Origin of the sequence: Clostridium lundense DSM 17049 (genome assembly GCF_000619945.1) — a bacterium.
Lineage (GTDB): Bacteria > Bacillota > Clostridia > Clostridiales > Clostridiaceae > Clostridium_AO > Clostridium_AO lundense.
Genome location: NZ_JHVC01000021.1, coordinates 22,856 through 49,204 on the forward strand (window position 1 = coordinate 22,856; position 26,349 = coordinate 49,204).

Below are 26,349 nucleotides of genomic sequence, written 5' to 3' on the forward strand. Positions count from 1 at the left end.
ATGAAGAAAGGGTGTTAAATATGGGAAACAAAAGAAAATCCAAAAATAAGTTTTGGAGTATAAAGTTTAAATTGTCGTTAGTATTAGTTAGTGTATGTTTAATATGTATAAGTATAATGTCTGTAATATCATATATTCAAGCTAATAAAATATTATCAAACAATTTAACAGTAAGTACTGAGCAAAACTTAAAAGAAGTAAACAGAGGAGTAAGCAATTATTTTGGGACCATGGAAAGTTATTTAAATATACTTTCAGAGAGTACAGATGTTAAGAATCTTGATGAACATTCAGAGTATGAACCTTTTACTTTAGAAGCATTAAAGAATTTCAAAAATAGTAATAAGGATATAATGGCAATGTGTTTTGTACAAGTTAACAAAAAAGCAACTAGATATCCAGCACGTACATTTGGAAGTGACTATGACCCAACTACAAGAGATTGGTATAAAAATAGTGTAAAAAATAAAGGAAAAGTAGTTTACACAGACCCTTATAAGGATGCTAGTAATGGAAAGATAGTTGTATCTTTATCAAAGGCTGTGGAAAAGAATGGACAGATAGTAGGGGTTCTCTCCATAGATGTTGATCTGGAAAATTTAGTTGACACACTTTCCAATATAAAGGTAGGTAAAAATGGATACATATATATAACAGATAGTAAAGGAATAATGATTGCACATCGAGATAAAACTTTACTTGGAAAAGATGAAGCAACCAAATTAGAATGTTGGTCAAAAATAAATTCAGGTAAAGAAGGTTTTGAAAAGTATAAATATAATAATGAAGTAAAATATGCAAGTTATATAACAAATGAAAAAAGTAACTGGAAACTTATTGCCTCCCTTGAAGAGTCAGAGTTATTAGAAGATACCAGTGTTATAAAAAAAGCTGCACTTATTATGGTTTTAGTATTAGGGGCAATAGTTATATTTATTTCTTTAATTATAAGTAATAGAATAGGTAAGTTAGTACAAAAATTAGAAGAAGAATTTAGCAAGGCTGCTAATGGAGATCTACGTGCTAAAGTTAACTTTAATACTAATGATGAATTTGAACATTTGGGAAACCATTTTAATAAGATGATAGAAAATATTAGTGATTTAGTAAGCAATGTTAAAAGTTCGTCTGATACAATTGTTAATAGTTCAGATTCCATAAGTAAAATGTCACAAGAAACTAATGTGGCTATAAATGAAGTTGCTTTTACTATTGACCAAGTTGCTCAAGGTTCATCAGCCCAAGCTGAAGATATTTCTGGTAGCGCTAGTATAGTAAATGAGTTAGCCGGTGAAATTGACAATATTAAAAAATTAACGATTGATATGATAGAAAAGTCTAATCAGTCTAATGAGCTTGGAAAAGAAGGGCTAAAAGTTGTCCGTGATCTTACTAAAAGAACAGATGAAAACAATTTAGCAGTATCACAAGTTTCCGAAGTAGTAGATAATATGAATGAAGCTACTGGAGAAATAGGACTTATAACAGATACAATAAATCAAATAGCAGAGCAAACTAATTTGCTTGCATTGAATGCAGCTATAGAAGCAGCAAGAGCAGGGGAAGCGGGAAAAGGATTTTCTGTAGTAGCAGAGGAAATCAGACAGCTTGCGGAGCAATCAACAGATGCAACAAAGAGAATACAAAGTTTAATTAATAATATAAAAGATAAGTCAGAGTTAGCAGTTAAATCTATTGAAGATACTAAAGATATTGTGACACTTCAAAATGAAGCGGTAACCGAAACTAAGGACATATTTAATAAAATATTAGATTCTATTAAGGAAACCTTAGGCAAAATAAATTTAGTACAAAGTTCCATAGCACATACAAACAAAAACAAAAATGAGATAGTTAACAAAATGCAAAATATATCAGCTGTATCTGAGGAAGCTTCAGCAAGTACTGAGGAAGTCTCTGCAACTACAGAAGAGATAACTGCAACAATGAATGAGTTTAATAATTCAGCTTCAAATCTTAAGAATATATGCAGCGAATTAGAGGAACAAATTAATAAATTTAAGTTATAGAATTTAGGGACATTTAACAACCTTTAGTCTTTAGATAAGATACATAAGATACAGATGTTGTTAAATGTCCCTATTTAATTAATATGGGTATAATTATGTAAAATAATAAAAGTATGGTAAAATTACAAGTAACAAAATAAAAGGAGAAAATAAAATGCATGTCAGTGGTTCATTAGCAACTGAAATTATTAGCACTATAACTAATATATTATTGTTTTCCATTATTCCAATGGTATGGTATTTATTAAAAGAAAAAACATTTAAGGGATTTATTCATTCATTAGGCATATATAAGCCGGAAAAAATAAATATTTTAAAGGTAGCCATTATTGTAACAACAGTATATTTAATAACATTAGGGGCTAATATTATAGTAATTGTAACAGAAAATAGCGGGAGAAATTCTGTAGACTTACAGGGGTATAAAGCAGCGGAATTATTTATATACCTTTTAATATATGGTATGAAAACAGGAATAGCGGAAGAGATTTTTTTTAGGGGATTTATTGCAAAGAAATTTATAAAAAGACTTGGATTTTCAAAGGGAAATGTTATTCAAGCTATTGTGTTTGCAAGTCCTCATTTTGTTATACTAGGGTCAGCTTCCATAGCAGATATTATTGTCCGAATTATGAATGCATTTTTGTTAGGATACGTATTTGGATATATTATGGATAGAAAATGCCAGGGGAGTATTATACCGTGTATGATTTCTCATATTATCATCAATATGATATCAAGTTTTGTATTGTCAATAATTTTATAGAATATTAAATGGGAGTATATTATATAAATTGAGTTCAGTTTCATCCTCCTTATTTGGAACTTTTAATAAAACAATAGATATAAAACATCTAGACTATTTACAAATAATGGAATAAAATATAAGAGTAAGTGAAAAATAATTCACCAAAGTTAATTAAAAAGAAAATGGGAGGATTAAACTTATGAACAAGATTTTTCAGCCAATAAAAATAGGAAAAGTAGAGATAAAGAATAGAATTGCTATGGTTCCTATGGCTAATTTAGGGCTTATTACAGAAGATGGATGTTTTTCTCAAAGAGCTATAGACTATTATGTAGAGAGGGCAAAAGGCGGTACTGGTCTTATTATAACTGGAGCTGTAAAGGTAGAAAATGAAATAGAAAAACTTAAGATGCCAAGTTTTCCATGTATTACATTGAATCCAGTACATTTTATACAAACATCTTCAGAGCTTACGGAAAAGGTTCATTCTTATGGGGCAAAAATATTTATTCAAATAACTATGGGACTTGGACGCAGTGCTGCACCAGCATTTTTAGATTGTCAGGCAGTGGCTCCGTCAGCAATACCAAATTATTGGGATCCTTCTGTTACATGTAGAGAACTTACAACTGAAGAAGTTGAGACTATGGTTAAAAGATTTGGTGAAGCTGCACATATAGCAAAAGAAGCAGGCTTTGATGGAATGGAAATACATGCAGTGCACGAGGGATACCTTCTTGACCAATTTACACTTTCAGTATTTAATAGAAGAACAGATAAATATGGTGGAGATTTAAGAGGAAGATTAACTTTACCAATAGAAATAGTTAAAGAGATTAAGAAAACTGCAGGAAATGATTTTCCAGTAGGATTAAGATACAGTATAAAAAGTTATATAAAGGATTGGAGACAAGGCGGACTTCCAAAAGAAAATTTCAAAGAATTAGGACGTGACTTAGAAGAAGGATTAGAAGCAGCTAAAATATTAGAAGAAGCAGGATATGATGCTTTTGATGCTGACTGTGGAACTTATGATGCTTGGTATTGGGCTCATCCACCTATTTATTTAGAACATGGATGTTATCTCCCATTTACTAAGAAACTAAAACAAGTGGTTAAAGTTCCTGTAATAGTAGCAGGAAGAATGGAAATACCAGAGTTAGCAGAAAAGGCATTAAATGATGGGAAGTTAGACATGGTTGGCATAGGAAGAGGATTACTAGCTGATCCATATTGGCCAGAAAAAGTAATGAAAGGACAGGAAGAAAGAATTCGTCCATGTATAGCATGTCATGATGGATGTATGGGAAGAATGTTTGCAGGAAGACGTCTTTCCTGTGCTGTAAATCCTGTTACAGGACGTGAAAAGGAATATGCTATAACACCTGCATACAATAAAAAGAAGGTTTTAGTAGTAGGTGGAGGAATTGCAGGAATGGAAGCAGCAAGAGTATCTGCACTTAGAGGGCATGAGGTCACATTATATGAAAAAACAGATAGATTAGGTGGACACGTTATTCCAGCATCAACTCCAGAATTTAAAGAAACGGATAGAAAATTAATGGTATGGTATGAAAATGAATTAAGTGAATTAAAGGTAAGCGTATTAAAAAATAAAGAAGTAGATGAAGAATTAATCCAAAGCCAAACTCCAGATGTGGTATTTGTAGCAACAGGCTCAAAGGCTATTAAACCAAATATTGAAGGAATAGATAAGGAAAAAGTAGTTTTAGCAGAAGATGTTCTTTTAGGCATGAATAAAGCAGGAGATAAAATTGTAGTTATTGGTGGAGGATTAGTAGGTTGTGAAACTGCTTTATGGCTTGCTCAAAAAGGAAAGAAAGTAACCGTAGTAGAAGCTCTTTCAGATATACTTATTTCCAGTGGAGTACCTATGCCACATATGAATAGAATAATGCTTATTGATCTTTTGAAATTCAATAATGTAAATGTAGTTACAAATAGCAGTGCTCTAAAAGTTACAGATAATGGAGTACAAATAATAAATAAAGACTTTAAAAAGGAAGAATTGAGAGCAGATACTGTAGTTATTGCAGTAGGTTACAAAAATGAGAATAAACTATATGATGAAATTAAAAATAAATCTTATGAAACCTATGTGATAGGTGATGCAAGGCATGCTAATAACATAATGAGTGCTGTATGGGATGCCTATGAAATAGCAAAAGATATTTAAAAAGGTGGTGTCTGTTTGTCAGTGGTTCTGTAATGAGCATTTATTTTTACAGGTAAAAAAGTAAGAAATTACTTTTATTTTGTATACCTAAAAAATGCCTTGCAGAAGATATCAAACTGAACCTATATATAGATTATTCAGTAGATATAGTTTTGCTATATCTACTTTTTGTTTTCTTCCGCAAGGCTATTGCAAAAAATATTTAAATGGAGGAAACAAAAATCAGTATTTTAATACTTGTTTCGTAATCATTTATATTATGTAAAGAGAGTAAGTGTTTTCGTGATGAATAAAAAGAGCAATGTATCAAGGTTGGTTTTTGAATAACACACCAAAGATACTATTTGAACATATATTATAACTTTGCGTGTTATTCTTTTATCACCATCAAGTGATTCTTAGACTTAGGTGGAGTTTGCTTATGAGGAATACCTCTCTCCATCTGAGTCTTAGAAGAACTTATCCAGGGGCGTGTCAGCCGTTATGCACAGCATAGGAACTCTAAATCGCTGAAGCTCAAGAGTTCTAATATCTCCCACTTAAAGAAAAGCAGAGAACCAAAATCTTTGATTTTATGTGAATCGCTTTCACAAAGTGTGATGGGAGTGTTACGGATGTTAGCCGTCGGATAAAATTGGTTAAAAGGAAAAATGACATATCAAAGGAGTATATTAAAAATGAATATATCAATTAGATTAGAAAAGTGTGTTCATTTATTCCAGAGTTGGATTTTATCGCGTGTGATGGAGAAGTAACTATTGGTAATATTATTTACTCAAAAGCAAAGATAATTAATGAAGATAATGAAGAGTTTCAAGTTTTGTGCATGGGTCCTCTTGGAGTATTGTCTTCTTATCAAGGTAAAGGTATTGGAACTTTACTTATACAGCATTCTATTAATGTTGCAAGAATATTAGGCTATAAAGCAATTATTATTTTTGGTAATCCAGACTATTATCATCGCTTTGGTTTTGAAAATGCTGAGAAATATAATATTCAAACATCTTGGGGTGTCAATTTTCAAGCATTCATGGTACTTGAGTTGTATGAAGGTTCGCTTAAAGGAATTTCAGGTAAGTACTATGAGGATTCTGTTTTTGAAGTAGATGATGAAGAATTGAACATTTTCGAAAAACAGTTCCCGTATAAGGAAAAACATATTACCGATACTCAATTATGATAGGTGGCATAAACAGAATTCTTGGTTTTAGAAGGAGTTTTTACTCTCACTTTAAAGAAGATGGGAGTATTAGAGCGAGTAGTCATGGGATAAAATAATTTCGGGGTACAGCCGAGATACGTGTAAAAGCAGGCCAAGTAATGGAACTTAATTCCATTACCTGGCCTTTTCTAATCCAATTTTCTTATAAATTTGAAGAATACAAGGACTTTTGTATTCTAAATAGCTATCAATATCTGTTGGATACAGCTTTGCTGCTTATATATTTTTAAGAAAGCCGCTATCTCTTTCCCTTTTTTTCATGAGTATATCCTTCTACTTGAAAGTCTTTTGAAAGTTCTTCTATAAATTCATTGTACCAAGGACATTTAGATCTAATACAAGAAGATAAATGTATTGTAGTTACCCCAAGTTTTTTTAAATCTTCTGCTTTTATTAATAGTTCTTTAACTGAATTATCAGTACACCCATTACATTGTATAAAACTTAATAATTCAGAATCTTCCTCTGTGTATTTTTCAAAGGAACCAGATTTATTATTGAAAGCCTTAAAACATCCAGAACCAGAACATCTCTTAGATACTTCTAAACAGTTGATAATACCTATTTTTTTCATTAATTATCTTTAATGGGAGGGTGTACAGTAAGTACAAAACTCCCACTAAAATTCACCTCATTTCATTTTAGAAAATCATAACTCAGATTATGCTTTATTACTTATTAGTTTTTTAGCGAATGATCTTGAATGCTTAATTTTATCATTTATTATAAACACTATTTTATCATAAAAGAGATTTTCTGTAGATGATTTTAATCACGAAACTATATGAAAATGCTGTATTTTAATAAACTAAATTCTAAAAAAGAATATTTGAGTATAGGATAAATACTATTAAAATGGTAAACTGAATATATAGTACTTAGTTGAGAACTTTTATCAAATGGAAAATTGATAGTTTAAGATAATTGAGAATTGAAAGTGGAAAGTTAAAAAATCTTTTTTGTGAGTAAGCTAAAAAATATAATTAAAGGCTTTTCTGAAAAGAAAAGATTCAATCATTCTCAACTCTCCATTCTCAATTTTCAACTAATAAATTGGGGGGATGGTTTTGGGAGTTGAAAAAGACATTATAGATAGATATTGCAAATATATTGAAGAAGAGTTTGGGTGTAAAACCTCAGATGAGATTTTAGGAAAGAAATACATTATCGGTGAAAAATTTGGCATGGGGAATTTTTCTAGAATGAAGATAGAAGATGGAGTGGAGCTTTCCATATTTCATATGTATAAAGCAGATACACATTTTGATAATAGTATATATGAAGATGATATTTTAGAAATAAGCTACTGTTATAGTGGAACTGGGGAAATTATGACTTTTCCACATAAGAAAAAATATGCATTCAAGGAAGGACAGATTTGTATTTATAAAGGATTAAATGATGTAGATTATTTTAAATTCAAATACGATAACTGTAAGACTGTATCTGTTCATATGAACTTTAATACAATTAAAAATGTTATAAATCCAATATGGGAAGACAAAATAATAATAGACTGGCAAAATAATATAAATGAAATATTTAAAGGAGATATATTAGTCATTGAAAATGCTAGTTGTGAAATAAAAAAAATAGCAGAAGAAATAGATAGTATGGTAGTAAACAATATGTTAGACTATATGAAACTAAAGCTAAAAGTTATGGAGCTTTTAGCCACATTTTTTGGAGAGAAGTGCAATAAAAAATCTTTAAAAGATTCGACTAAAAAAGAAACAGAAATTATAATTGCCTCTAAAGAAATAATAAGTAAAAGTCTTCAAAATACACCCTCTGTTAAAGAGTTAGCTTCTAGTTTGGATATAAGCATATATAAATTGCAAGAGGAATTTAAAAATATAACAGGAGATACAGTTTATGAATATATAAAAAAACTAAGAATTGAAAAGGGAAAACAGCTATTAAAAAACACAGATATGACAATCTTAGAAGTTGCAAATGAAATAGGATATGAAAATCCAAGTAAGTTTGCCAGTGTATTTAAACAATATAATGATATTACCCCATTAAAATATAGAAAATTGAATATTAGTAAATAATCCAATAAAATGTTTCCAATTTACTAAAATCATAGATTTTTGTTTTTTGGAGCATTTTTTTACTTTTTGGAGTAGATAATGATAATCATTATCAATTATAATGATATCATAAGAATTTACGGAAATAATAAATGATGAAAAAATTATACATGTTTATTATTTATTAAATTTTAATTTGTTAAGGGGGGTAATTATGAAAAAACAATCAAATTTAGGATTTCTTTTAGAGATATCTGGTAAGGAAAAATTTAAACTATATTTATCTGCTTTATTTAGCGTAATAAGTTCACTGCTTTCTATAGTACCATATATACTTATGTATAATATAGTATTAGAGCTTTTTAAGAATACAGTAGATTATGAAAGAATTAAATCTATGGCTATAACTGTAGGTGTTATTGTAGTAATTAGGATGGCTGTGTTTTTACTGTCAGGAGTATTTTCTCATATAGCAGCCTTTACTATACTTTATGAACTGAGAATGAAAGCTATAAATCATATGTCAAAGCTTAATATGGGATTTTTTACAGGTCATACTTTAGGAGAAGTTAAAAAAACCATAAATGAGGATATAGAAAAGTTAGAAAACTTTATAGCACATCAAATTCCAGATTTATCTTCAGCAGCCGTAACTCCTATTATAATTATAAGTTATCTTATATATTTGGATTGGAGACTGGCTTTAGTTTTATTTATTCCTATTATTTTAGGAATTATAAGCCAAATAGGTATGTTTAAGGCTATGAATGAAAGAATGGAGCATTATCATTATTTAATTCAAAAGCTTAATTCTACTATTATTCAATATATAAATGGAATGAATGTAATGAAAGCCTTTAATTTATCTGCAAAATCCTTTAAGAATTATAAAGATATCACAAAAGAATATGCAGATTACTGGGTTAAGATGACTAAGGAAAGTTCACCTGCCTATGCAGTATTTTTAGTTCTCATAGATTCAGGACTTTTATTTATGATTCCAATTGGAGGAATAATGTTTTTAAAAGGAAGTATAAATGTATCTACCTATTTATTATTCTTAATATTAAGTTCAAATTTCCTTACTTCTTTTAAACAATTATTAGAATTTGGAGTATCATTTTCAATGCTTCTAGAAGGAGCTGGAAAGGTAAGAGATATTTTGGATCAGCCTATACAGGTAGAGGGCAGCAGGAATCTAAATGAAAAAATCAATGGAAAAATACAGTTTAACAATGTTACATTTAAATATGATAAAGAGGAAGTTATAAAAAATCTATCCTTAACTATAGAACCTAAAAATGTAGTTGCTTTAGTAGGGCCTTCAGGTTCAGGAAAGACCACATTAGGTCAATTGCTAGGAAGGTTCTGGGACGTGGATAAGGGAAGCATTACTATAGATGGTATAGACTTAAAGGACATTAAAATGGAAGAACTTATGGATAAGGTATCCTTTGTATTTCAAGATGTATTTATGCTCCAAGATACAATATTAGAAAATATTAGAATGGGTTCTAATAAAACTATGGATCAGGTTATTGAAGCTAGTAAAGAGGCACAAATCCATGATTTTATAATGAGCTTACCAGATGGATATGATACATCCCTTGGAGAAAATGGAATTAAACTTAGTGGAGGAGAAAAGCAAAGAATTTCTATTGCCAGGGCAATATTAAAAAATAGTCCTATTGTAATTTTAGATGAAGTTACTTCTTATTCTGATATAGAAAATGAAAGTAAAATACAAGAAGCTCTTAGGAACTTATTAAAGGGCAAAACAGCTATAATCATAGCTCATAGATTGTATACCATAAAGAATGCAGATAAAATTGTAGTTTTAGATGAAGGGAAAATTATAGAACAAGGAAAGCATAATTATCTGATGAATAAAAAAGGATTATATAGACATCTTTGGGACATGTATGATTATGAATTAGCAAAGGCAGTAGGAGGGGAGTAGTATGTTACAGGATATAAAGATATTGTTTGGGGATCACAGTAAAAAGCTTAGAAAACCTATAATTTTATTAACTATAGATAGTTTGTTTAATATGTTTTTTTATTCAATGTTATATTTTGTACTTCTGGATTTAATTAGCTCTCAGTTAAGTTTCCCTAAAATTAAAAATTATACTATTGTAATGGTAATAGCTTTTATAGCCAGAGCTATAATTAATGCTATGGGATATACAGGTATACAGGCTAGAGGAGCAAGGGGTATTGAGAGTATGCGTATATCATTAGGAGACCATATTAGAAATATAAATTTAGGATTTTTTAATAAAAACAGTATAGGAAGTTTATCTAATATAATGACCAATGATTTGCAGGATTTTGAAAAAATAATAACTCACAATACCAGTGATTTAATAAAAACAGTGGCTCTTAGTGCTTATCTTCTTATAATAACATTTTTTATTGATACTCAGTTAGCTATTATTCAGCTAGGGATTGTACTTGCAGCTATACCTATTATTTTAGCAGGAGGACGCAGGGTTGCTAAAGTAGGTAAAGAAAAGAAGATAGTAATGAACGAAGTTATATCAAGAATGGTTGAATATCTTAGTGGAATACAAGTGTTTAAATCTCATAATTTAGTTGGGGAAAAATTTGAAAGACTTGAAAAATCCTTTAGAGATTTAAAAAGAGAAAGTATAAGAACAGAAGTTTCAATCACTCCTTTTGTACTTGTGTTTCAGATAATGGTAGATTTAAGTTTTCCTATATTACTTATTATAGGAACAGCAAAGTTTGGATCAGGCAGCATTGGTAAAAAAGAGTTTTTAACATTTATTATAATAAATATGGCACTTACAAATATAATAAGAGCTTTTGCAGCTCAATATGGAGAATTTAGATATCTTAAGCTTGCAACAGAAAAATTAAGAGGAATTTATAATCATTCAGAGATGAGTTACAAATATGAAGAGGTAAATTTTAAAAATTATGATATACAGTTTGATAATGTTAGTTTTGAATATGAAGAAGGAGAAAATACTATTAATAATTTAAGCTTTAATGCCAAGGAAGGGACTATGACAGCGTTAGTAGGACCTTCTGGATCAGGAAAAACTACAATAACAAGTCTTATAGCTAGATTTTGGGATGCAAGCATTGGAACAATAAAAATAGGTGGGCAGGATATAAGTAATATAAATCCAGATTCATTATTAAAGCATATAAGTATGGTGTTTCAGGACGTGTATCTTTTAAATGATACTATATACAATAATATAAAGTTAGGGAACCTTAATGCCACAGGAGAAGAGGTAATAGAAGCAGCAAGAATTGCAAATTGTCATGAATTTATAGAGAAACTAGAAGATAAATATGACACTATGGTAGGAGAAGGTGGATCAACTTTATCAGGAGGAGAAAAACAAAGAATATCTATAGCAAGGGCAATATTAAAAGATGCACCTATAGTTCTTTTAGATGAAGCTACTGCTTCTTTAGATGCAGATAATGAGTTTGAAATTAGAAAAGCCATAAAAAAACTTACGACAAATAAAACTGTAATAGTAATAGCTCATAGACTAAACACTATAAAAGATGCAGATCAAATTATAGTGTTAAATGAAGGCTGTATAGAAGAAAGGGGCAGTCATGAAAAATTAATAAAAAATAAAAAGAGATATTACAATATGTACAATGAAATGGAAAGAGCACAAAACTGGGCAATATAAAAAAGTATGATACACTTTTTTTAGAGAATAGAGTAAGCTATAAAAATTATTTATACTAGGAAGTGATTACATGAGCGCATATTCTTTTATTGCAACTGATTATGAATTGCCAGAGTTAGATAACTCAAAAGAGAAAATTATTACTGTGAGAGAAGCAATTAAATTAGGTATAAAACCGCATGAACTAGTTCCTTGGGAAAGAATGAATCCAGATGATAAAGTAATGATTGTTGATAACGAGGATGATTTAGGCGAATTAGTTATTGCAAAGGGTACTGCATATGAAAAAAATGTAAGATGGTATACAAAAAGGACATTTATATACTCAGTATATTTCAGGTATACAGAATCTCGTGCAAATCAACTTCTAGAATATTTAAAAGAAAACATTATAGAAGGACAAAAACTTGAATTATGGTCAATATGGCTTGATGACAAGCAGAAAATTAAACCTATTATTTGCGATTATGAAGAAATTGGTTTAGACAACATAAAGCGAATGTATGATTGGAAAAGTAAGAATCATGTAATTTATAGCTGTATTATAATAAAAGGATAAAATGATATGGGATTTTCATATTTAATATTTTCAATTAAAAAATGAATGATTTATAAAAACACTGTATTATTCAAACTTGAATTTTACGGTATTTGTAAAATATGTTATAGTTAAATTATAATTGTATTATTATGTGAGTTAGTTATTTATTAAACTACCTGATAAATTAGAAATTTGTAAGAGAGGAAAATTAAAATATGTGTACTGATTTTGTTACCTTAACAAAAGAAAATCTTGCTAATGAACATTTATGCTGTATTATACGCAGTAAAAAACCCCATCAAGGTATTGACGAAAAACGACAATGGCTTTCTGATAGACTAAATGAAGGGCATGTTTTTAGAAAGTTAAATGAAAAGGCAACAGTTTTTATTGAATATGCTCCTCTTGAAACAGCTTGGGTTCCTATAACTGGTGATAACTATTACTATATATATTGCTTATGGGTTTCCGGTAGTTATAAAGGAAAAGGGTATGGAAAATCACTAATGGAGTATTGTTTGGCAGATGCAAGAGAAAAGGGTAAATCAGGCATTTGCATGCTCGGAGCAAAGAAACAAAAACATTGGCTTTCTGATCAATCATTTGTGAAGAAGTTTGGTTTTGAGGTTGTTGATACTACGGATAATGGATATGAACTGCTTGCACTTTCTTTTGATGGAACAACACCAAAGTTCACACAAAATGCTAAAAAACAAGAAATTGAATGTAAAGATTTAATAATTTATTATGATATGCAATGCCCTTATATCTATCAAAACATTGAGAAGATAAAACAGTATTGTGAAATGAATGATGTTCCCGTATCTTTAATTCAAGTGGATATACTAGAAAAAGCAAAGGAATTACCTTGTGTTTTTAATAACTATGCTGTGTTTTATAAAGGAAAATTTGAGACGGTGAATTTATTAGATATCGGAAGTTTAGAGAGAATACTCAAGAAATGAGAATACAATTTTGGGTTTTTCTTTTGATAATTAGGATTGTCTATTAAAAAGAAGTATCACCTGAATGTATGATGGAGATATAGCTATAAGGTTTGTTAAATTAGAATTTGTAGGGGGAATGAATATGGAAGCAAGAAAATTATTGGATGCATTATTGGTCGCCGAAAAGCTGAAAGATACAACTCGCCATTGCTATACTTCCAAAGGCAGACATGAGAGTGTTGCAGAACATAGTTGGATGATGACCTTGATGGCTTTCTTTATGAGGGATGAGTTTCCTGAAGCTGACATGGATAAGGTTATCAGAATGTGTATTATTCACGACTTGGGAGAATGTTTTACTGGAGATATTCCTACTTTTGAAAAGAACCTAGACCACGAGCTGATTGAAGAAAATCTGCTGTATAGCTGGGTTCATTCCTTACCAGAGGAATATGCAGTAGAAATGCGAGAACTTTATGAGGAAATGGCAGAGCGTAAAACAGTTGAAGCTCAGATTTATAAAGCAATTGATGGCCTTGAAGCATTGATTCAGCACAATGTGTCCGACTTGTCTACTTGGATTCCAAAAGAATTTGAACTCAATCTAACCTACGCAGATGATAAGGTTGCGTTCTCCGATTATTTAAAATCTTTAAGACAAGCTGTTCGTGAAGATACCATCAAAAAAATTGATGAAGCAAAGTAAAACTCTGCGATAAATATCAGTTTGTTGGTTAGATCCTTTAAGAGATAAGGAAAATTAAATTAAAAATAGTAAAAAAATACCGTATTATTCAAAATGATATACGGTATTTTTTACTTGAGGACAGGTAGCTGAAAAAACATTGGATTGATATATGGAATACAATTTGGTAAATAGCAATTATTCAAATTAATGTTATAATTGTCCTATAAATAATCTGCATTTTAGCATGAAATTGTATAATAAAGAAGGTGGAATTTTGAATAAAGTTTTAGTTATTGATGATGATAAAGAGCTTTGTACTCTTTTGAAAAAGTGTATCACAAAAAATAATATGGATGGGGAAGTTTGTTATTCAGGTAAAGATGGACTAGCTAAAATTTCTCAAATGGATTTTCAGCTAATTGTATTAGATGTAATGATGCCAGATATGGATGGCTTTGAAGCATTGAAAAAAATCCGTGAAGTAAGTAGTGTGCCTGTTTTGATGTTAACTTCCAAAACAGAAAATAGCGATAAAGTTTATGGGCTTCGTATTGGTGCAGATGATTATCTAACAAAGCCATTTAACATCGAGGAATTTATTGCTCGTGTGGTTTCACTAATCCGTAGATATACCATACTCAATTCAAGTGAGGAAAAAGGGCAGGACAAGCTTTCATTTAAAGGTTTAATAATTGAATTAGATAGCCGAATAGTTACAGTTAATGATGAGAAAATAGAATTGCCTGCAAAAGAATTTGATATACTTAGTTATTGTGCAAGAAATCAAGGGAAAATCCTTACAAAACAACAGATTTACGAAGAAGTTTGGAAAGAACAGTATGCCTATGATGATAGCAATATTATGGCAATAATCAGTAGACTTCGTAAAAAAATTGAACCAGATTCCAGTCATCCAACCTACATTCAAACAGTAAAAGGGGTTGGATATAGATTTAATCGTGAGGTGTAGCTTATGGAAAATATAAATTCAAGCATAATAATTGCTTTGTTTTTAATAGCAGTTTTTTTTATTATATTTTCAGTTATTCTTCTGAGAAAATTTCATGTTATGAAATTAAAACTAGAAGGTGTTTCAGAAGTTTTAGATGATATTTCTCAAGGAAACTTTAATCATAAAATCCTTGTTACCTCAAATGATATAACAGCTAAAATTAGTTATAAAATCAATGAAATCATTTATAATTACCAAGAGGAAATTATAGATTTAAAAAAAGCTAGTGAAACTAATAAACAATTAATGACTAGTCTTTCTCATGATGTGCGTACTCCCTTAACAACTTTAATAGGGTATCTGGATGCAGTGAAAAAAGATATTGTTACTGGTGATGAAAAGGAACAATATCTTGAAACTGCAAGACTAAAAGCTTATGATATGAAAGAATATGTGGATATGTTATTTCAATGGTTCAAGCTGAATTCAAATGAAGAAACTTTTACCAAACAGGATGTAGAGATTTCAGAAGTAACACGAAACATCTTAAAGGATTGGATAACTGTTTTTGAAGATAAAGCCTTAGATTTTGAAATTGATATTCCTGAACAGAAAAACATAATCCAAATTGATATGAATGCTTATAGCCGCATAATGAATAACTTAATTCAAAATGTGGTATCTCACAGTAAGGCATCTTGCATAGAAGTAAATATTCACCGTTTAGAGAGTCATGTAAAAGTTTGTGTGGCTGATAATGGAAAAGGTATTGCACAACATGATTTAGATCATATTTTTGAACGCTTGTATAAGTGTGATAAAGCACGTTCTCAAAAAGGCAGCGGGTTAGGACTTTCTATTGTACATAAACTGGTTATGAAAATGGATGGCACCATTACAGTAGAAAGTGAGGAAAATAAAGGAACTAAGTTTACTATTAAATTTCCACTAGCCTCCTAAAAAAGCTCTGTTTAATGCAGGGTTTTTTATTTTTTAAAATGCAAGGTTAATGCAAGGTTAACACAAGGTTAATGTAAGACTAGGATGGTAGTATTAAATCATTAAAACACAGGAGGCTTTTATATATGAGTGATTTTATTATTGAAACTAATAGACTAACAAAACAGTATGGAGATCAAAAAAGCGTAAATAATCTTAATATGCATGTACGTAAAGGGCGAATTTATGGTTTGCTAGGGCGTAATGGAGCGGGGAAAACCACAACTATGAAAATGCTTTTAAACTTAGCAAAACCAACCTCTGGTGAAGTTCATATTTTTGGAAAAGATATTAGAACCAATGAAAAAAAGATTTTACCACGTATTGGCAGTCTAATTGAATCACCTGGATTTTATCCTAATTTAACAGGAACAGAAAATCTAAAGATTTTTGCAGAGCTAAGGGGGATTCCCAAAAGAAATGCCATTGAAAATGCATTGGAGTTGGTGAGTCTTCCATATAGGGATAAAAAGTTGTATTCTCAATATTCACTTGGGATGAAGCAACGTCTTGCCATAGCTTTAGCAGTAATGCATGATCCAGAATTATTAATATTAGATGAACCTATAAATGGATTAGATCCTATTGGAATTGCAGAAGTACGTTCATTTATTCGTAAGCTCTCTGAGGAAAGAGGAAAAACCATATTGATTTCTAGTCATATATTATCAGAAATTGCTCTGTTAGCTGATGATATTGGTATTATTGATAATGGAGTTCTTTTGGAAGAAGAAAGTCTTGAAGAACTTGAAGGTAAAAACAGTAAATATATTCATTTCATTGTATCGGATATAGCACAGGCGGCTCGTATTCTAGAAGGAAGCTTCAATACGAAAAATTTTCATGTGGAAGATGAACATGGAATAAGACTTTATGATACCAATTTATTATTACCTATTATTAACCGCACTTTTATAGAAAACGGAGTTGATATTACAGAAGCTCATGTTTGTGAAAACACATTGGAGGATTACTTCAAGAAGGTAACTGGAGGTGTAGGTATTGCTTAAGCTGATAAAATGTGAATTTTGGAAATTAAAGCGCAAAAAATTTATTCAGCTTGTTATTGCTTCAGCTTTTTTATTTCCTATTCCATTAACTTTTATTATGATGAAGCCTTCAATACAAGAAAGATTTTCTGGGCCATCAGAGATTTATGATGCACTTTGGAATGAAATTATTGGATTTGGAATACAATTTTTGTTTCCTTGTATTTTAGGCACAATTGCAGCTATATTGTTTTTTATGGAACGAGATAATGATACCTTTAAGAATTTACGGACTATTCCAGTTTCAAGTACTGAAATGGTTTTTGCAAAGATATGTGTACTTTTTATAGTAAGCATTGTATTTTGTGTTGCATCTACTGTAGCATCCATTGTTTGTGGAAGTATAATATTTGAAGTAAATGGTATATGGTATAAACTATGGTTTTCAGTAGTAATGGGCATTTTTACTACAGCAGGAACTCTTCCTTTGGTTGTGGTCATTGTATTCTTCAGCCGTTCCTATATTTTTTCTATCCTACTTTGTGTTTTTTATAGCTTTTTAAATATGAGTGCTACTTTTATGTATGATGTGCTACCTAAATCAGTTCTTCACATTTTCCCTAATCCACTAACTACCTTTTGGAGTGCAGGAAATATGGCAAAGCACATTAAAATGGATTTAACAAAGCTTGAATTTCTCATTCCATCCACTATACAAGTGGTAACTACACTATTTATTATGGCAACAGCATCAATTTTTATAATAGTTCGTTTATATAGAATAAGGGAGGAATGATAGAAAATGTGGCATATAGTGAAGACAGAATTATGGAAATTAAAGCGATATTCTATTATATGGACAGGCATTGTTTTAATGCTTTTATCTGTACTTTTAACTTTGTTTACATCCCTTGCAAATGATGGGTCAGTATGGGATTTTAGATACTTTATCGAGCAGGTTATAAAAAATAATATGACCATTATTTTTCCTATGTGCATTACTTTAATTGCAGGATATATTATTAACCGTGAACAAAAAGATGATACGTTAAAAAGTATCTTGGCCGTTCCAATTTCTTTTAAAAAATTATTGATGGGAAAGATTATTGTTGTTGGTTTATTATCATTGGTGTTTGGAATAGCATGCTGGATTTTTATGATTATATCAAATCTTATTGTTGAATTTCCAGGTTTTACAGTATCTCTACTTATACAATCTTTTATTCAAATTACCTTTTTTAATTTATTACTTTACTTGGCGGTGTTACCAATCATTATTGGAACTAGCCATTTGCAAAACGGATTTTTAGCAGGTACTATTGGTGCCTTTGTCTATGGATATATTGGAATGTTTGCCGCTGGACATAAAATACTATTGAATTTGTATCCTATATCAGCTTGCTTAGGAATTATTAAATATCGTGCCTATGACCCTGATGTCACATACAACACACCTCTTTGCTATTTGACTATGGTACTTATGATTGTTATTTCGGCAGCTTTGATATGGACAACATCTAATGGAATAGAGCTTAAAAAATCTGTGAAAAAGAAAACTAAATCAGTGAAGAAAAAAGGTTGGTGAATATGGTATTTAGTTTATATAATTATGATAAAAATTGAGCAAAGGATATATAGTATGAAAAAAATACAACGTAACTACTAAATTTAGAGATACGAACAATGTTCTTTGATAACTGAATAATGCGGTGAAAAAGCAGAAATGTTTAGCAAATTATTGGAGGTAAATGTGGTTTTTTATAATTGTATTTATGATACAATTATTATTAACAAAGTCAAAATAGTAAAATATGTAGAAGCAAAAATTAATTTTTATAGGCGAGGTATGAAGATGGAAGATTATAACATTGTTAAAAATGATTTTAATGAAATTTCACAACTCGATGAACTAACATGGAATCATAATAATTGTTACTTTGAACACCTTATAAAACTTATACCAAATAACGTTGAAACCTGCCTGGAAATAGGTTGTGGAAAAGGTGAACTTTCCTTTATGTTGTCAAAGAAATCCCAAAAAGTAATTGCAGTTGACCTTGCAGATAAAATGATTGAAAGTGCAAAAGTCTTACATCCGAATAACAATATAAGTTATATTTGTGAAAATATTCTCGATATGAAATTTGAAAGCAATAGCTTTGATGTTATTATAACAACAGCAACAGCACATCATTTGCCCTATGACTGGCTACTATGTTTCGCAAAGAATAAACTTAAAAAAGGTGGTAAACTAATTATATTAGACCTTGTAAAAGCCAAATCATTAAGTGATTATATTATATGGGGTAGTGCTATTATTCCTAATATCGTTATGAACTTAATAAAAAACGGTAGGTTGCAAAAAGATGACGCTCATTCAAAAGAAGTTTGGGAGAGACATGGTAAACATGACAGGTATATGACAATTAATGAGATAAAATCGTCAGCACAAAAACATATTCCTACAGCAAAAGTTAGACGCAAACTCTTTTGGAGATATTTATTAGTATGGCAAAAATAGTTATAAGGAAAGCATACTCTACAAATAGATTAATTCGTACTATTTTAATTTAACGTCACAGCTAAAAAAATGAGCAATTCACCGAAACACTGTATTATTCAAATTTGAATTTTACAGCGTTTTTGCGTCGCACTCCAAAGATTTTATGAAGTACCTGAAGATTAATTAATAAGGGAGATTATTCTATGAAAGTAGCAGTTTTATCAGATATCTATGGTAATGGAATAGCATTAAATTATGAAAATACATTTAAATTACATTAAAAGTTTCATTTATGGATATTTTTAAGAAAAACTTAATTATTTTATAAGGAAATGTTAATACACTTTTTATTCAAATCTAATAAAATTATTACATAGGGGTAAATGATTAGCAACTAAGGAGATATTTTTAATGAAATTTAAATCTATGAAATTTATAGTGAGTGTAATATTATTGATTTCCATATCATTGAATGGTTTTTTATTTTTGAAATTAAAAGGACAACCTTGGCATATTGATTTTAAGGATGCCAATTCAAGAGAAACATACTTTACGCTGCATAATGTGAAGGAGGCGCAAAGTATAAGTAAAGGAAAAGGGATTAAAGTTGGTGTTTTAGATCATGATTTTGGTTATGAAAATCATAAAGAACTATATAAAGAGGGGATTGATTTTATAGGCAATTCTGATTCCATTAATAAATCATGTGATCATGGTTACTGGATGTCACTTACTTTGAAAGAAATTGCTCCAGAATGTGATGTATATGCTATGAATATAGCAGATAGTAATGAGGATAAGAAAGTTACAGCAATGATAAAAGCCATAGACTGGGCTATAGAACATAAAATTGATATATTAACATATTCTCAAGCTCCAATATCTGAAAAAAATAGACAAAGATTTGATGAAGCTGTTAATAAGGCTATTAAAAACAATATTGTAACTACTTTTATACATTATGATAACCCTAATAATATTTGGCCTAACGGTATGTCTGCAAGTAGGATCAATAATAATCAAAGACAACCAGACTTAAATATACTAAACTATGACTATAATGTATTAAGGATAGATACTTATAAAAAGTATGAAAAATCAAAGAATAATATTAGTGGTGGGAATAATATACCATATTTTTCACTATCATCAACATCACCAGTTATAGGTGGTTTTGTAGCAATATTAAAGGGTATTAATAATACACTTTCACCAAGTGATTATAAAGACATATTGAAAAAGACAAGTTACAAAACTACATTTAAAGATCCTTTCACTGAGAAAGAATTTGAATGTCCAAGCGTTGCTGATATTGAAAAAGCTGTAACATACTTAAAAGAAAATTATAAATAGCTAATTAGAATTTTATAGTTATAAGAATAATAAAATAAGAAGTGGAGTTTATTTATCACATAAGCTTCACTTCTAATATTAGTACACATCTAATATAGTACACATCTTTTGTTAGATGATAAATAATAAGTTTATTGTTTTTTGATTATATATTATTATTCTCCACCATATTTATTTTTTTACTGCAATAATAACACCTTTACCAATAGGCAAGAGAGTGCTTTCAAGGTTAGGACAATTAACAACCATCTGATTAAACTGCTCAATTGTTTTAATCAAGTCATGCCACTTCGCATCTAAATCCAATACAGGGAACAGTGTGTCCTCCGCCACTAGTAATCCTCCTGTTTTTAAAATTTTCAAACAGTCATTAAATAATAGAGAATATAATTTTTTATCTGCATTTTGGAATATTAAATCAAATTCATCTTTGATATTTGGAAGTATTTCTTTTGCATCTCCAATTTTCAATTCAATAAAATCGGCTACACCAGCATTAATAAAATTTTGTTTGGCTTGAGCTGCAATTTTTTCATCGCATTCAATAGTAATTATTTTATCACCATATTCTTTTACTATTTTAGCCATGTATATAGTTGAGTATCCTATACTTGTTCCAATTTCTAAAATTCTTCTTGGCTTTGTAGCTTGAACTACTAATTTTAGAAATCTTATAACATCATCATCAACAATAGGTATAAAATCTTTTAGTTTTATATTATTAATAAACTCCTTCTTGGTTAATTCTGCATTTTGTTCGTATAGGTTATCAATATATAAGTTGATTTTATTAAAATCCATAATATAATTCTCCTTTTATTTGCTTATTCAATTATCATTTGCATTTTTTTCTTCTTTATTCATATTGTAATAATAGTGTCAAGAACATAATTAAAATTATCAAATGAAATTACAAAAGCTTGATTAATTTTATAAATTAAAACATGTTATCTTTTTATATACTATAAATAAGTATTTTACTAAAGGGAAAACTATTATCGAAGGCTTATGCTGTTTGGAAGGTGATATGTTTGAAAAGAATATTAAATATTTTATTAGTAGTAATACTACTGATTCAATATCCGAATTATATATTTGCTTTTGGTGTACCTAAAGAGATTAAAAATAATGATTCGGTAGCACCATTTTTAACAGAAGATGTTAATAGAATTTATATAGTAAATATGTTATCTGGATATACTACAAAAGAAATAAAGGACCATTATGGAATGAATTTGCCATGGCAATTAGAGGATGGAAAGATTATTGATGCGAAAATGATATATGGACAAGAGGGGCTAATATTTATCTTTAAACTTCAAGTTCAACCTTTTGTGGGAGCACATAATCCTATCGGTACTGATAATTTTACATTCAAGGTATTGAATAATAAGATTATCCTTGAGAAATATGAGCATGTTGAAAGTTTTCCTATTCCACCTTATTTAAAACAATATTATAAAAACTTAAAACAGAACTATTAGTTAAATTCATTGTTAAATAATATTTAATAATATGTTATAATTATACCACGATGACACTTTTTAACTAATTAAAAAGTATATATTAAATATGTAAAATAATTTTTAAAAATCTTAATCACAAGATAAAATTATGATTAAAAAACAATATTCTGTTCATTGAAGAAGGGGACTAAATATGAAAAAATATAGTGGAATTATAGCTACATTTATGATTGCAGTCATTTGGGGTTATTTTGTAGATTTGAGAAATGGTGAAATTGGTTGGTTTATCTGATGACTACCTGCCCTAATACTGCCATCCTCTATAAGTGGCAGATAAAGGCAGCTACGTCCCTAGATAAGTTCTTCTAAGCTTCAGCTGGAGTAAGTATTCCTTTTAAGAAAATTCCATCTGAAGCTAAGAATCACTTGATTGGGCGAATAGTATTTATGCCAATGTTTTATTTGTTTTTTAACAAGTATTTAATTAAAAAAAGCGTACAAAATAATCTTCAATAACTCTGTTTTAAGAAAATTACTTTACAATAATGTACAATATATATACTAAAGTATAGTTTATTTATATAGTAATGTTCATTATTTGAATTTCTATTAATATTCAGTATAATTAAGAAAAGACAAAATTATAATTTATATGGACATACTTATAATATTAATATAAGGAGAATAATAATGATAGATTTATTTAGAGCATTTACTACAAAAGAAGATTTTTTTTATGATGGTGCATTTATTGCTAAAGTAAAATATCAACGATTCCAACCAAAATTAGATAAAGAAACTTATAAAAATGAAATTGTAAAAAATAATAGACGACTTTGTGTAATCAACTGTAATGGATATGTTAATAATGAAATCGCACAAACATTAACAGTTTATTTAATGATGAATGTAAAAGTTAAAGAATATATTCAAACAGAAACTTCTACAGATAATGGGGCTTTATGGCGTAACTTTTCAAAAGAAGAAATTGCAGATTTCAGCCATCTAACAGGAGATACAAATTCTATTCACCTTACAGAAAATCCTGTTGTACAAGGATTGTTTATTCTAAAAGAACTTTGTGATACAACTCAAACTAATAAGATAGAAGTAAAATATATTCATCCTGTTTATGGATGTAATCCAGTTTATATAAAATATGAAGGAAATCTTATTAAGGGTTTTAGTAATGGTATATTATGTTTTCAAGCAACTTTGTTTTAGAATGTTTTTATAAAATGTGAATTAAGGAAAGTCTGAAATAGACTTCCTTAAAATTTATAATTTATTATTTGTCTTTTCATTTATGTAAATATCAAGTGCTTTAATTCCTCTATTGGCAAGTTTCACAAATAAATAGAAGCAACTTTCATTTTATCTTTGAAAAGCTTACTAGCTCTGTTTTATACCAATAATATTTATTAAATTCTTCAACTGTGATTTTTTCATTAAATATAGGTCTACTACTCAAAGTACATCATTCCTTTTATGTTATATAAATAATTTTAGATAATATTCTAGAAAAAGTTTTTTTTATCAATCTTTAATTCATTTAACAAAATTAAATTTGATAAAAACAAAGTAGCTAGTCCAACAGAAAGTATAATTTCAAAGTTTATATTTGTAATACTTTCCCAAATGATAATTATTAAGTAAAGTCCAAGGAATTGAGATAAGTAAATTAACAAACCTTTTATGAAATGAGTTTTTGTTTTTTGAAAAAAATATATTATCACTCCACTTATTATAGCTACTATAGCTAATAGCATATAAATAAATGTACCTAAACCATCTTTTATTATGTAACATATAACTGGTAATATTATTGGAATAACTCCTGTAATTAATAATACCTTTCTGCCAAAGTTATTAAAACTAATTTTGTTAATTAACCAAAATATAAATAAGGTTATCAAATATGCTATAGTTGAATAGAAAATAACATTAGGAATAGAGAATTTTATTTCATTAATCTTGTATGCTGTTAAAGGATTTAATTGATTTGTAATTGGATAAATATTTATGAGTAGCCAAATAACAATTAATTTTATTAATAATCTATACTTATAATTTATCATTTTATCCTCCTGCCATTTGAAATCTTTTAAGTCATCCATATACTCTTCAGTTCTGTTTTAAGAAAGGCGCATAATTACAATTTATTATTTGTTTTTTCCTCAATAAGGATTACTATAAAAATATACCCATACAACAGCCTCTTTTGATTATTGGTTTTAAGTTCCATGTTTAACAATTACCAATCAATTATAACATATTACTAAATGGATATATGAGGAAGTAATACATTTGTTATTATATAATGGACGAGAATGGGTTTAAGGGTGTATAAATATTTTAAATGTGGTTAAAAGGCTTAGAAGAAATAGGAGACGTGTAATGTATGGGAGCGCTATATGAAGAGTTATATTTTGCGTCATATATTTGTATTGCCATGCAAAAATGCCGTAAAATTCAGAATTGAATAGTACGGTGTTTTGCTAGGCTCTTTAATATAATTTTTGTTTAATTTTCAAAGACATCTGTATAATCTATCAAGCAAAAGTACAGATGATATTATGGTTACTTGAAGGAAGATAATATTGTGATTTATCATCTTCTATAGGCATTTTATCAATGAAATCATTCCAATCACAAGTAAGTTTATCAGTAATAGTCTTTTGTAATTCTGAAATAGACTTGCTTATTCCGGTACCTAGTTTAGCATCAATCTTTTTATAATAATCTATATCATCGGAACATTGCTTATTAATATCGTTCATTATATTTAAAAAGCTATTCATAAAATTCATGTTAAATTCAATATTTGTAAATTTTTTATATGTATTTGAGGTACGCTTTTTTAATTGTTCAAGCCTACTAGAAGAATCTACACCTGTTATCTCTTCCAATGAGAAGCCTTTTTCTCTGGCAAATACCTCTCTTAGTCTTTGAGCAAATCCTTGAAGTTTAAAAATAGAATCTAATTCTTTATTTACCTTATTATCTACGCAATCTGAAAGTTTTTTCTTAATGTCATCTGATAAATTGGTTTTTTGTACTATAAAGTTAGTTTTCATCTTAGCCATTCCCAAGGCGGCTACGTTATAACCATCAGAATAATAAAAATCTTCCATCAAGTTTTTACCGATACTTTCAATACCAGCACTTAAGATTTTTAAATCTTCATAATTCATATCTTTAAGTGAAGTTGATTTATCTGTCTTCGCAGTATTATTAAGCTTATTATCTATAATACTACTAATATTATTTTTTATATCATTAGTATCATCCACATCTAGCTTAAAAAATTTGCTAATATTGCATGATATTTCATCCGATATTGAGCTCTTAGCAAGATTTACATATTTATTTAGAGAATCTAAATACTTTTGTTTCTTATCACCATCAAAATTATCATTTATATACTGAGTGTATTTTTTTGTAGCATTCACAAGATTATCAATTTTTTGAGTATTATCTTTAAAATATAATGGGGAAAAACTACTCCAGCTAAAGCGACTTAACTCTGTAAAATCTGTAAGCATGGCTTGCTCAATATCGTCTGGATTTGTGATAGCTTGGTTTGGTAGCAGCTGTTCTTTAGATATATTTGGTGTATATGTTTTTTCTGTTTGAAGGTTTTCAGATTTTACTCTATCAATAACAGATTTATTTGTTGTGTAATTACTTATACCCTGAAAATTGTTTATTGTGTTCATCTATATCATCTCCTTAAAGATTACATCGGTAATTTAACAGAAAAGTTTAGAACAAATTATAAAATGTGGTAAATAAGTTATTTGTTTTAAGAAAGTTATGTATCTACAATTTATTATTTCTCTTTTCCTCTATGTAAATATCAAGTGCTGTAATTCCTCTATTTGCAAGTTTCACAAATAATATGAAAGCATAAATACCCATGCCTACTAAAATTAACACTAGCATAAAAATCCCCCCCATAGTTTCTTTTTACTAATAAAATTAATTCACAT

At 29.0% G+C, this 26,349-nt stretch carries 25 protein-coding genes; 19 read left to right on the forward strand and 6 right to left on the reverse strand.

From position 1 onward, the window contains the following. Positions 1–20: 20 nt before the first annotated feature. The 4 genes from T514_RS0118515 (at position 21) to T514_RS24955 (ending at position 6,155) form a co-directional block, all read left to right on the forward strand. Positions 21–2,030, forward strand: a complete 2,010-nt coding sequence (locus tag T514_RS0118515) for a methyl-accepting chemotaxis protein (RefSeq protein ID WP_027626121.1) — start codon at positions 21–23, stop codon at positions 2,028–2,030. A gap of 154 nt (positions 2,031–2,184) precedes the next feature. Further along, the gene (locus T514_RS0118520; protein WP_027626122.1) at positions 2,185–2,796 is read left to right on the forward strand and encodes a CPBP family intramembrane glutamic endopeptidase; all 612 of its coding nucleotides are present in this window, start codon (positions 2,185–2,187) and stop codon (positions 2,794–2,796) included. Between the two features lie 181 nt (positions 2,797–2,977). Then, a complete protein-coding gene (locus T514_RS0118525) occupies positions 2,978–4,975 on the forward strand; it encodes an FAD-dependent oxidoreductase (RefSeq protein ID WP_034869643.1) in 1,998 nt (665 codons plus the stop codon). 724 nt (positions 4,976–5,699) lie between these two features. Further along, the gene (locus tag T514_RS24955; RefSeq protein WP_207640953.1) at positions 5,700–6,155 is read left to right on the forward strand and encodes a GNAT family N-acetyltransferase; all 456 of its coding nucleotides are present in this window, start codon (positions 5,700–5,702) and stop codon (positions 6,153–6,155) included. Positions 6,156–6,435: 280 nt separating this feature from the next. Here the strand turns inward: T514_RS24955 and T514_RS0118535 are convergent, their stop codons facing one another. Then, positions 6,436–6,771, reverse strand: a complete 336-nt coding sequence (locus T514_RS0118535) for a CGGC domain-containing protein (RefSeq protein ID WP_027626124.1) — start codon at positions 6,769–6,771, stop codon at positions 6,436–6,438. A 487-nt stretch (positions 6,772–7,258) separates the two neighbouring features. Here T514_RS0118535 and T514_RS0118540 point away from each other — a divergent pair, with 487 nt between their 5' ends. From T514_RS0118540 to T514_RS0118600, 13 genes are all read left to right on the forward strand, one after another. Next, complete coding sequence (locus T514_RS0118540) at positions 7,259–8,254, forward strand: helix-turn-helix domain-containing protein (protein WP_027626125.1); 996 nt, start codon at positions 7,259–7,261, stop codon at positions 8,252–8,254. Positions 8,255–8,447: 193 nt separating this feature from the next. Further along, positions 8,448–10,193, forward strand: coding sequence for an ABC transporter ATP-binding protein (locus tag T514_RS0118545; RefSeq protein ID WP_027626126.1), 1,746 nt, complete (start codon positions 8,448–8,450; stop codon positions 10,191–10,193). 1 nt (position 10,194) lies between these two features. After that, complete coding sequence (locus T514_RS0118550; protein WP_027626127.1) at positions 10,195–11,919, forward strand: ABC transporter ATP-binding protein; 1,725 nt, start codon at positions 10,195–10,197, stop codon at positions 11,917–11,919. Between the two features lie 70 nt (positions 11,920–11,989). After that, positions 11,990–12,478 (forward strand): hypothetical protein, encoded by a 489-nt coding sequence (locus tag T514_RS0118555; protein ID WP_027626128.1) that lies wholly within the window; start codon positions 11,990–11,992, stop codon positions 12,476–12,478. A gap of 197 nt (positions 12,479–12,675) precedes the next feature. After that, entirely contained in the window at positions 12,676–13,425 is a 750-nt protein-coding gene (locus T514_RS0118560) for a GNAT family N-acetyltransferase (protein WP_027626129.1), read from the forward strand. 124 nt (positions 13,426–13,549) lie between these two features. Then, positions 13,550–14,113 carry an HD domain-containing protein gene (locus T514_RS0118565; protein ID WP_027626130.1) on the forward strand — a complete coding sequence of 188 codons (564 nt, stop codon included), beginning with the start codon at positions 13,550–13,552 and terminating at the stop codon, positions 14,111–14,113. A 256-nt stretch (positions 14,114–14,369) separates the two neighbouring features. Continuing rightward, positions 14,370–15,065, forward strand: coding sequence for a response regulator transcription factor (locus T514_RS0118570; RefSeq protein WP_027626131.1), 696 nt, complete (start codon positions 14,370–14,372; stop codon positions 15,063–15,065). A 3-nt stretch (positions 15,066–15,068) separates the two neighbouring features. Further along, positions 15,069–16,007 carry a sensor histidine kinase gene (locus tag T514_RS0118575; RefSeq protein WP_027626132.1) on the forward strand — a complete coding sequence of 313 codons (939 nt, stop codon included), beginning with the start codon at positions 15,069–15,071 and terminating at the stop codon, positions 16,005–16,007. A gap of 125 nt (positions 16,008–16,132) precedes the next feature. Next, positions 16,133–17,056 carry an ABC transporter ATP-binding protein gene (locus T514_RS0118580; protein WP_027626133.1) on the forward strand — a complete coding sequence of 308 codons (924 nt, stop codon included), beginning with the start codon at positions 16,133–16,135 and terminating at the stop codon, positions 17,054–17,056. Continuing rightward, the gene (locus T514_RS0118585; protein WP_027626134.1) at positions 17,049–17,831 is read left to right on the forward strand and encodes an ABC transporter permease; all 783 of its coding nucleotides are present in this window, start codon (positions 17,049–17,051) and stop codon (positions 17,829–17,831) included. The genes T514_RS0118580 and T514_RS0118585 overlap by 8 nt, the downstream gene beginning before the upstream one ends. Before the next feature lie 6 nt (positions 17,832–17,837). Continuing rightward, entirely contained in the window at positions 17,838–18,620 is a 783-nt protein-coding gene (locus T514_RS0118590) for an ABC transporter permease (protein ID WP_027626135.1), read from the forward strand. Positions 18,621–18,881: 261 nt separating this feature from the next. Then, entirely contained in the window at positions 18,882–19,556 is a 675-nt protein-coding gene (locus tag T514_RS0118595) for a class I SAM-dependent methyltransferase (RefSeq protein WP_242850631.1), read from the forward strand. A gap of 393 nt (positions 19,557–19,949) precedes the next feature. After that, positions 19,950–20,891 (forward strand): S8/S53 family peptidase, encoded by a 942-nt coding sequence (locus T514_RS0118600; RefSeq protein WP_027626137.1) that lies wholly within the window; start codon positions 19,950–19,952, stop codon positions 20,889–20,891. 171 nt (positions 20,892–21,062) lie between these two features. On the opposite strand, the gene T514_RS0118605 is transcribed toward T514_RS0118600, so the two are convergent. Continuing rightward, complete coding sequence (locus T514_RS0118605) at positions 21,063–21,692, reverse strand: O-methyltransferase (protein ID WP_027626138.1); 630 nt, start codon at positions 21,690–21,692, stop codon at positions 21,063–21,065. Between the two features lie 230 nt (positions 21,693–21,922). Here T514_RS0118605 and T514_RS0118610 point away from each other — a divergent pair, with 230 nt between their 5' ends. Both T514_RS0118610 and T514_RS0118620 read left to right on the forward strand, forming a co-directional pair. Continuing rightward, a complete protein-coding gene (locus T514_RS0118610) occupies positions 21,923–22,375 on the forward strand; it encodes a DUF3888 domain-containing protein (protein WP_027626139.1) in 453 nt (150 codons plus the stop codon). A 672-nt stretch (positions 22,376–23,047) separates the two neighbouring features. Next, complete coding sequence (locus T514_RS0118620) at positions 23,048–23,581, forward strand: MaoC family dehydratase (protein ID WP_027626140.1); 534 nt, start codon at positions 23,048–23,050, stop codon at positions 23,579–23,581. A 145-nt stretch (positions 23,582–23,726) separates the two neighbouring features. Here the strand turns inward: T514_RS0118620 and T514_RS27710 are convergent, their stop codons facing one another. The 4 genes from T514_RS27710 to T514_RS27595 form a co-directional block, all read right to left on the reverse strand. Beyond that, complete coding sequence (locus tag T514_RS27710; RefSeq protein WP_423219365.1) at positions 23,727–23,828, reverse strand: hypothetical protein; 102 nt, start codon at positions 23,826–23,828, stop codon at positions 23,727–23,729. A gap of 46 nt (positions 23,829–23,874) precedes the next feature. After that, a complete protein-coding gene (locus T514_RS0118625; RefSeq protein WP_027626141.1) occupies positions 23,875–24,435 on the reverse strand; it encodes a hypothetical protein in 561 nt (186 codons plus the stop codon). A gap of 474 nt (positions 24,436–24,909) precedes the next feature. Continuing rightward, positions 24,910–26,076, reverse strand: coding sequence for a hypothetical protein (locus tag T514_RS0118630; protein WP_027626142.1), 1,167 nt, complete (start codon positions 26,074–26,076; stop codon positions 24,910–24,912). A 103-nt stretch (positions 26,077–26,179) separates the two neighbouring features. After that, complete coding sequence (locus tag T514_RS27595) at positions 26,180–26,302, reverse strand: hypothetical protein (RefSeq protein WP_278246537.1); 123 nt, start codon at positions 26,300–26,302, stop codon at positions 26,180–26,182. Positions 26,303–26,349: the final 47 nt, after the last annotated feature.